Genomic DNA, 8,034 nt, shown 5'->3' with positions numbered 1-8,034 from the left:
TCTGATTTGGAGAGCTTTAGCGCAAGCGCTAGCCTATCCAAAGTTTCAGCAGACACATTCACCTCACGTCCTTGCTCTATCCAGGTGTACCAAGTAGCGCTAATGTTAGCTAACTGTGCGACTTCTTCACGTCGTAAACCTTGTGTGCGCCTGCGAGCCCCTGAGGGGAAACCAAAGGCCTCAGGGGCTCCACGTTGGCGCATTGCTTGTAAAAATTCAGCAAGTTCTTTGCGTCTAGTATCCATCAAATTTACCTATCCTATTAGTTTCTGTACTAGTATAAACTATATTCTTGTCAGGGTATTGAAAAGCGCGTATCGTTCGGTAAGTTAGTAATTATTATCTCTTTTAGGAGTGAACTATGGCGGGAAAAACGCTTTACGATAAATTATGGGATTCGCATGTCGTGCATGAAGATGCAGACGGCACATGTTTGATTTATATTGATAGGCACTTGGTTCATGAAGTGACTAGCCCGCAAGCATTTGAAGGCTTGCGTTTGGCAAATCGAAAACCATGGCGTGCGGATACGATTGTCGCGAATCCTGACCACAATACGCCGACTAAAGATTGGGCTAAAGGCATTGAAGACCCAATTTCACGTTTGCAAGTGGAAACGCTTGATAGCAACATCAAAGAAACCGGCGCGTTAGTGTACTTTCCATTTAAACATGCCAATCAAGGCATTATCCATGTGATTGGGCCTGAAAATGGTACGACCTTGCCAGGCATGACGGTGGTGTGTGGCGATAGTCATACATCCACCCATGGTGCATTTGGTGCATTGGCGCACGGCATTGGTACTTCTGAAGTAGAGCACGTATTAGCGACCCAAACCTTAATCGCCAAAAAATCTAAACGCATGTTGGTGAAGGTGGATGGTCAATTAGGCAAAGGCGTAACCGCAAAAGACGTGGCCTTGGCCGTGATTGGGAAAATTGGCACAGCTGGCGGCAATGGCTTTGCGATTGAGTTTGGCGGTGAAGTGATTCGTTCACTCAGCATGGAAGGTCGCATGACAATTTGTAACATGGCGATTGAAGCGGGCGCACGCGCTGGCATTATTGCGCCAGATGCGAAAACAGCCGAATACTTAAAAGGTCGTCAGTACGCGCCAAAACCAGCAGATTGGGATAAAGCGGTTGCTTATTGGAATACCTTAGCGAGCGATGCAGATGCAACATTCGATAGCGTTGTTGAGTTAAAAGGTGCTGAAATTGCCCCGCAAGTGACTTGGGGTACTTCTCCAGAGCAAGTATTGCCAATTAACGGTCGCGTACCAGATCCAGCCCAAGAAAAAGATGCAACCAAACGCACCAGTATTGAAAATGCATTGAAATACATGGGCTTAACTGCGAATACACCGATTGAACAAATTAAGCTTGATAAAATCTTTATCGGCTCTTGCACCAATAGCCGAATTGAAGACTTACGCGCTGCAGCGGTGGTGGCTAAAGGTAAAAAAGTAGCTAGTTCCATTCAATTAGCCATGGTAGTGCCAGGCTCAGGCCAAGTAAAACGCATGGCGGAAGAAGAAGGCTTAGACAAAATATTTATCGAAGCAGGTTTTGAATGGCGCGAGCCAGGGTGCAGTATGTGTTTAGCGATGAACGCAGACAGACTCAGCCCAGGTGAGCGTTGTGCTTCAACCTCAAACCGTAACTTTGAAGGTCGCCAAGGTCAAGGCGGGCGTACGCACTTAGTCAGCCCAGCCATGGCAGTTGCCGCGGCAGTTGCAGGCCATTTTGTTGACGTGCGCAGTTTGTAAAAGGAATCGAAAATGAAAGCATTTACCCAATTAAAAGGCTTAGCTTGCCCGATAGACCGCGCCAATATTGATACTGACGCGATTATTCCAAAGCAGTTTTTAAAGAGTATTAAACGTTCTGGCTTTGGCCCTTATTTGTTTGATGAGTGGCGTTACAAAGACCACGGCGAACCTGGTATGGATTGTACGAATCGTCCATTGAACACAGACTTTGTGCTGAATCAGCCTCGTTACAAAGGCGCGCAAATTATGTTGGCGCGCGAGAATTTTGGTTGCGGCTCAAGCCGTGAGCATGCGCCTTGGGCGATCGAAGACTACGGTTTCCGTGTGATTATTGCGCCAAGTTACGCGGATATTTTCTTTAACAATTGCTACAAAAATGGCATGTTGCCGATTGTGGCGAGTCATGCCATCGTTGATAAGTTGTTTAAAGAGTGCGAAGCGACTGAAGGTTACACCTTAAACGTAGACTTGCCTTCTCAAACTGTGACTTTACCATCTGGCGAAACATTCACGTTTGATATACACCCAACCTCAAAACATAACTTGTTGAATGGTTTGGACGAAATTGGCTTAACATTATTGCATGCGGAAAAGATTAAGGCGTTTGAAGGCAAACATAAATCAGCACAACCTTGGCTATTTGCTTAATTGATAAGGATTTAAAAAAATGACAATGAATATCGCAGTATTACCCGGTGACGGCATCGGCCCAGAGATTATCAAACAAGCTTTGCGCGTGTTAGATGTACTCAAAAACGAAGGTATGGACATGACCTTTACGGATGCGCCTTTGGGCGGTCAGGCTTATGACCAATACGGTCACCCATACCCAGAATTCACGCAAAAAATTTGCCGTGCTGCCGATGCGGTATTGCTGGGTGCAGTTGGTGGCCCACAATATGACAACTTAGATCGCCCGTTACGCCCTGAGCGCGGCTTATTGGGTATTCGTAAAGATCTAGGTTTGTTTGCAAACTTGCGCCCTGCGGTGTTGTACCCAGAGTTAGCCAATGCATCCACACTAAAACCAGAAGTGGTAGCTGGCTTGGATATCATGATTGTGCGCGAACTCACAGGTGATGTGTACTTTGGTCAACCACGTGGTATGCGCGTGAATGAAGAAGGCGAGCGTGAAGGTTTTAACACCATGATTTATAAAGAATCTGAAGTGCGCCGAATTGCGCATGTGGCGTTTGGTATAGCCATGAAGCGTGGCAAAAAGCTTTGCTCAGTCGATAAAGCCAACGTACTCGAAACCACAGAGTTCTGGAAAGAAATTGTGATTGATGTGGCTAAAGAATATCCAGAAGTCGAGTTAAGCCACATGTACGTGGATAACGCGGCCATGCAACTCATTCGCAATCCAAAACAATTTGACGTGATGGTGACGGGCAACATTTTCGGTGACATCTTGTCTGATGAAGCTTCAATGTTAACAGGCTCTATCGGTATGTTGGCTTCAGCAAGTTTGAACGAAACTAAAAAGGGTTTATACGAGCCATCACATGGTTCAGCTCCTGATATTGCAGGTAAAAACTTAGCCAACCCAATTGCAACTGTGCTTTCAGTAGCCATGATGTTACGCTACACCTTTGATAATGAAGCCGCAGCTGTGCGCATTGAAAACGCGATTAAGAAAGTATTGGCGGCAGGTTACCGTACAGGCGACATTTATGAAGAAGGCATGAAGCGTGTATCATGCTCAGAAATGGGCGACCAAATCGTCGCTGCATTGTAATTTATAATTGAAATTTAATTCACTTATCAAGGAGTCCTTATTATGAAATATTTCACGTTGATTTTGCTGGTGTTGACACTTGGTGCATGCAACACCATTGGTGGTGTTGGAAAAGATCTTGAAAAAGCCGGTGAAGCCGTTCAAAAATCAAGTAAATAACAGTTGGTATTGGATTGGAAATGTTAAAAGTAGGTTTTGTTGGTTGGCGCGGTATGGTCGGTTCTGTCCTTATGCAACGCATGATGGAAGAAAGTGATTTCGCGCTAATTGAGCCGCAGTTTTTTACTACTTCGCAAGTAGGTGGAAACGCACCTAATGTAGGTAAAGACTCTGCGCCATTAAAAGACGCAATGAGCATTGCTGATTTAAAGGCGATGGATGCGATTGTGTCTTGCCAAGGCGGCGATTACACCAGTGAAATGTTCCCTAAGTTACGTGCTGAAGGCTGGGCTGGGCATTGGATTGATGCGGCTTCCACTTTGCGTATGGAAAAAGATGCGGTCATTATTCTCGACCCTGTGAATATGCACGTCATCCAAGATGCCTATGCTCATGGAAATAAAAACTGGGTAGGGGGTAATTGTACCGTTTCATTAATGTTGATGGCATTAAATGGCTTGTTTAAAGCCGACTTAGTGCAATGGGCAACTTCAATGACATATCAAGCGGCTTCTGGGGCCGGTGCGCAAAATATGCGCGAATTGCTTAAACAAATGGGTGAGGCGCATCGTGTTGCGAGTGAGTTTTTAAAAGATCCAGCTTCAGCGATATTAGATATTGACCGGGAAGTCGCAGGCACTTTGCGAGATGATAAATTTCCAACCTCACATTTTGGCGTGCCGTTGGCTGGCAGCTTGATTCCTTGGATTGATAAAGACTTGGGCAATGGTCAAAGTAAAGAGGAGTGGAAAGGGGGTGCTGAGACTAATAAAATTTTGGGCCGCGAAGCGAATCCAATCATTATTGACGGTCTGTGTGTGCGTATAGGTGCGATGCGATGTCATAGCCAAGCGCTGACAATCAAACTGACAAAAGACGTGCCTTTGGATGAAATCAATCACATGTTAGCCGAAGCTAATCAGTGGGCAAAAGTGATTCCAAACGAGCGTGAAGCAAGTATGCGTGAACTGACACCTGCTACCGTGACTGGTACTTTATATACGCCAGTAGGCCGTTTGCGTAAATTGAATATGGGCAATGACTATTTGTCAGCCTTTACCGTAGGCGATCAGTTGCTTTGGGGTGCTGCCGAGCCATTACGTCGTATGCTGCGGATTTTAATAGAGAAATAATTTGAATGATTTGGATGCTATTGTTAAAAAAATAGCATCCAAATGTAGCATGTAGATGGCCTCTGAATATAATGTGCATTATCAGCTTGCATAGCTAACTATTTGATGTTATTTTAATATTTGGGATTAAAGTTTGATCAAGGGCTAAATGTGCGTAAATCTAAATTAAAGCAAATTTCTGTGGCTGTGTGCTTGGCACTTATGCCGTTATCTAACTATGCGGCTGGCTTAGGCAAATTGAATGTCAGTTCAGGTATAGGTGAGCCACTTAGGGCTGAGGTTGAGCTTATATCGGCTACCCCAGAAGAGTTAGCAACCTTAGTTGCTACGATTGGTTCTGAAGATGCTTATGCGCAGCAAGGTATTCCCCGCTCAGGCATTCACAATAATATCAAAGTCGAGCTGGCTAAAAATAGCAATGGCGCACCGGTCATTCGATTACGTTCGAGCCAACCGGTAAGCGATCCCTATTTAGACGTGTTGTTGCAAGTAGATTGGGCGTCAGGTCGATTGCAACGTGAATACACGGTGCTATTAGATCCGCCGGGTTATAAACCGTCTGATGCTAATGCCGCAATGCCCATCACGCAGGCTGAGCTAAATAATTCAAGTGTAAACAATAACCAATCCAATAATCAGAGCAATGGTTTTTCTGCAAATGGCCAAAGTGGCAATGTGGTCGAGCCAGTTGAAGTGCCTCAGCAAGCCGTTAAAAAGGCCAAAAAGTCGAAAAGAGCAATTGCTAAAACGGTAGTAATTGATGATGCCGCTAAGACTACTGAAATCACAAATGGCGATCAAGAACTAACTACTAAGCGTGGAGATACGCTAAGTTCAATCGCAAAAGCAACACAAGTCGAAGGTGTGAGTTTGGATCAAATGTTGGCAGGTCTGTATGAGAACAATAAAGATGCCTTCACTAATGGCAACATGAATCGTCTGAAAGTTGGACAAATTATTAAAGTGCCAAGTAAAGATGCCCTAACTGCGATTGATAGCCAAGAAGCAAAGAAAACCATTAAAGTACATTCGGTAAACTGGAATGCTTACCGCAATGCATTGGCAGGCAATGTGGCAGCTCAACCAGAAATTTCCGAACCCGAACAAAAGCAATCTTCATCAGGTAAAATCGCGACTGCAGAAGATAAGGCAGCTCCAGCCAAGGTAGGTCCGCAAGATGTGGTTAAACTTTCTGCAGGAGAAAAAGCCGGTGGTAAAGGCGGAAATGAAGCCGCTAAATCTGTTGAAGCTAAAATTATTGCATTACAAGAAGAAACAACAGCCCGTGAAAAATCTTTAAAAGAAGCAACCGAGCGAACAGCCGCTTTAGAAAAGCAAATTGAAGATATGCAAAAGTTGATTGCGCTGAAAAATCAGTCAATGACAGAATTGCAAAAAAATGCAGAAGCAGCCACAAAAGATTCCGAAACAAAAGTAGCCACGGTAGATACGCCAAAAGCAGAAGAAACGCCAAAAGTAGAAACACCTGCCGCAATAGAAAAACCAGCTGAAACGGCACCGGTATCAACGCCAGAAGCTGCTAAAGTAAAACAAACTCCAGCCGTTCAAGCTCCTGTTGAAGCAGCAGCCCAAGAGGAGTCGGGCTTTCTAGCAGGATTGCTAAACTCAGTTGACTTGACCGTTTTAAGTGGTGCTGGAGGCGTAGCATTGCTTGGAGCTGGTTGGATGTTTTTACGCAACAAACGCAGGAAGGATTTAGATAGCTTTGAGCGTGGAATTTTAACTTCTGGCGGGTTGCGTGCAAACACTGTTTTTGGGAACACTACCGGAAATGCAAGTATGTCGGACACATCATTCTTGACAGACTTTGCACAAAGTGCTGATGGCAGCATGATTGATACAAATGATGTAGATCCGATTGCGGAAGCTGAAGTTTACATGGCTTATGGCCGTGATGCGCAGGCAGAAGAAATATTGAAAGATGCGATTTCTAAAGAGCCTAAGCGCTATGAGTTACATTTGAAGTTACTCGAAATGTATGCCGCCCGTAAAGATACCTCGGCCTTTGAAGCAATTGCTGGTGAACTTTATACAACGCTTGGAGCGGAAGATCCAACTTGGGAAAAAGTTGCGGCGATAGGTGTCACATTGGAACCCGGTAATCCACTGTACAATTTGAGTAAATCGGCTCTTAGCGCTAGCCTTGTAACTGAAAAATTGGCGGGCGGGAAAACTGAAGAGGCTGATGCGGTTGAGAGTGAGAGTTCATTCAGCTCCAGCCTAGATTTCTCGCTAGATGATAGTCCAGCTTCTGCAGAAAGCCTTCCAGTGATAGAAGATGCTAATTCAGTGGTGGCGCAAAGTTTTACTGCTGGACAAAATACAGAGCAAGATTTAGCTGACAACTCAATGGATTTTGACTTGGGTGATTTTAAAACTGAAAATCCTACTTTTGAAACCGAAGTTGAATCAGCGGAAGAACTTACGCTCAATGATGAAGATATTTCTGCATTAAAAGTAGTTACAGATACACCTACTGCAGATGTACCGCTAACTGACTTCGACATAGATTTTAATTTGCCAGCAGACAATCCTACAGAACAAGCGATAGTTGAAATTGAAAAGCCAGAAGCCGCAATTCCATTGGCTGCAATTGAAGATGTTTCATTCGATTTGGATTTTTCAGTTGAGAGCGAGAATTTAATTGCCGAACCACAAGCGGCATTCGATGCTAATGAAATTTCATTTGATCTGCCGTCTATTGAAAAATCTGCAACTAGTTCGAGCAATTCAGATCAATCAAACACTTTAGAAGCAAATAATTTTGATTTATCCGAGATTGATTTGAGTTTAAGCGATGCTGAAACTGAGTTGCCTGCAGAAAAATCGGTTGCAATGCCAAGTGCAGCGAGCAATAATTCAGCCATTAATGAGAATGAATCGCAAGATGTGAATATCAAATTAGATTTGGTAGCGGCTTATATTGATATGGACGATAAAGAAGGTGCGCGTGAGCTTTTAGAGGAAGTGTTAAAAGAAGGCGGAACTCAACAACAATTACGCGCGCAACAATTGTTGGATAGCTTAGCTTAATTGTAAATTAAATAAAAAAGCCGAGCATAAAGCTCGGCTTTTTTATTTAAAATAGTCGTTATAAATTGCTGGTCAACATCAATTTATAACGACTTTCATCCAACATCCTAAAATCACACTTTAGACTTTAATACGCTTTAATTTTAACGATGCATCCAGTTATTAAAATATTGTTATTT

The 8,034-nt window shown here is 43.9% G+C and carries 7 protein-coding genes; 6 read left to right on the top strand and 1 reads right to left on the bottom strand.

Features of this window, described 5'->3' with window-relative positions; all coding sequences use genetic code 11:
• The coding region (locus tag HOO90_RS08780; RefSeq protein WP_292842154.1) for a helix-turn-helix transcriptional regulator at positions 1-245 on the bottom strand (245 nt) is incomplete at its 3' end.
• Positions 246-361: 116 nt separating this feature from the next.
• Here HOO90_RS08780 and leuC point away from each other — a divergent pair.
• The 6 genes from leuC to HOO90_RS08750 all read left to right on the top strand — a co-directional run bounded on the left by leuC (position 362) and on the right by HOO90_RS08750 (position 7,855).
• A complete protein-coding gene (leuC, locus tag HOO90_RS08775; RefSeq protein WP_292842151.1) occupies positions 362-1,768 on the top strand; it encodes a 3-isopropylmalate dehydratase large subunit in 1,407 nt (468 codons plus the stop codon).
• Positions 1,769-1,780: 12 nt separating this feature from the next.
• A complete protein-coding gene (gene leuD / locus HOO90_RS08770; protein WP_292842149.1) occupies positions 1,781-2,419 on the top strand; it encodes a 3-isopropylmalate dehydratase small subunit in 639 nt (212 codons plus the stop codon).
• Between the two features lie 25 nt (positions 2,420-2,444).
• A complete protein-coding gene (leuB, locus tag HOO90_RS08765; RefSeq protein ID WP_292842156.1) occupies positions 2,445-3,509 on the top strand; it encodes a 3-isopropylmalate dehydrogenase in 1,065 nt (354 codons plus the stop codon).
• A gap of 42 nt (positions 3,510-3,551) precedes the next feature.
• Complete coding sequence (locus tag HOO90_RS08760) at positions 3,552-3,668, top strand: entericidin A/B family lipoprotein (RefSeq protein WP_292842147.1); 117 nt, start codon at positions 3,552-3,554, stop codon at positions 3,666-3,668.
• 20 nt (positions 3,669-3,688) lie between these two features.
• A complete protein-coding gene (gene asd, locus HOO90_RS08755) occupies positions 3,689-4,801 on the top strand; it encodes an aspartate-semialdehyde dehydrogenase (protein ID WP_292842145.1) in 1,113 nt (370 codons plus the stop codon).
• A gap of 201 nt (positions 4,802-5,002) precedes the next feature.
• A complete protein-coding gene (locus tag HOO90_RS08750; protein ID WP_292842143.1) occupies positions 5,003-7,855 on the top strand; it encodes a FimV/HubP family polar landmark protein in 2,853 nt (950 codons plus the stop codon).
• Positions 7,856-8,034 lie beyond the last annotated feature (179 nt).

Source organism: Methylotenera sp. (assembly GCF_013141425.1).
Lineage (GTDB): Bacteria > Pseudomonadota > Gammaproteobacteria > Burkholderiales > Methylophilaceae > Methylotenera.
The sequence above is the reverse complement of the archived record's forward strand: the minus strand, read 5'-3'. Positions and strand labels throughout refer to the sequence as shown.

Bases quoted from the DNA above. Each gene is read 5' to 3' on its own strand.
- asd (WP_292842145.1), top strand. From the start codon at position 3,689: ATGTTAAAAGTAGGTTTTGTTGGTTGGCGCGGTATGGTCGGTTCTGTC.
- HOO90_RS08750 (WP_292842143.1), top strand. From the start codon at position 5,003: ATGCCGTTATCTAACTATGCGGCTGGCTTAGGCAAATTGAATGTCAGT.
- leuC (WP_292842151.1), top strand. From the start codon at position 362: ATGGCGGGAAAAACGCTTTACGATAAATTATGGGATTCGCATGTCGTG.
- HOO90_RS08760 (WP_292842147.1), top strand. From the start codon at position 3,552: ATGAAATATTTCACGTTGATTTTGCTGGTGTTGACACTTGGTGCATGC.
- leuB (WP_292842156.1), top strand. From the start codon at position 2,445: ATGAATATCGCAGTATTACCCGGTGACGGCATCGGCCCAGAGATTATC.
- leuD (WP_292842149.1), top strand. From the start codon at position 1,781: ATGAAAGCATTTACCCAATTAAAAGGCTTAGCTTGCCCGATAGACCGC.